Annotated in this window: 1 protein-coding gene; it reads right to left on the reverse strand. The window is 78.1% G+C overall.

The window, feature by feature from the left end; translation table 11 throughout:
* Positions 1 to 410, reverse strand: a 410-nt coding sequence (locus DZG00_RS16340; protein ID WP_119455867.1) for a TetR/AcrR family transcriptional regulator, incomplete at its 3' end; no start/stop codon positions are given.
* Positions 411 to 538: the final 128 nt, after the last annotated feature.

Here is a 538-nt window from a genome sequence, read left to right on the forward strand (position 1 = left end):
TGCTCCAGGCACGTCTCGCGCGCGGCCGCGTGGGCGGCGGCGCGCACCTCGCGCAGGCGCGGATGCGACGCCGCCTCGGCGAGGAGCGCCGCAGTGACCTCCGCCTCCGCGCGGCGTGCGTCGTCGAGCGGCAGGTGCTCCGCGAGGATCCGCACGGCCCGGCGCCGCGCGTCGGGGTCGGTGCGACGAGCCCGGATCCGTTCCGCGATGCGCCGGGCGACGAGCGCCGTCGCGTGGGCGACGAGGTCGATGCGGCTGGGGAAGCTGTGGCGCAGGGATCCGGTGGAGAGGCCCGCCTCGGCGGCGACCGTGCGGACGGACACGCCGCTCGCGCCCTCGCGGCGGATGACCCGCCAGACCGCCTCGGCGAGCTCGTCCTCGCGACGGGCGTGGTCGATCAGGCGGGGCATGGCGTCACGGTAGCACCGGGATCCGGCGCCCCAGCGGGCGCGCCGGCGAACGCCTCCCGAACGGTAGCGTCGATCGGATGAGCGCCTTCTCGCCGCCCTGCGGCCCCGTCGTCGGCTGGGCGGACGGC

Origin of the sequence: Clavibacter lycopersici, from assembly GCF_003576405.1 — a bacterium.
Classification (GTDB): Bacteria; Actinomycetota; Actinomycetes; order Actinomycetales; family Microbacteriaceae; genus Clavibacter; species Clavibacter lycopersici.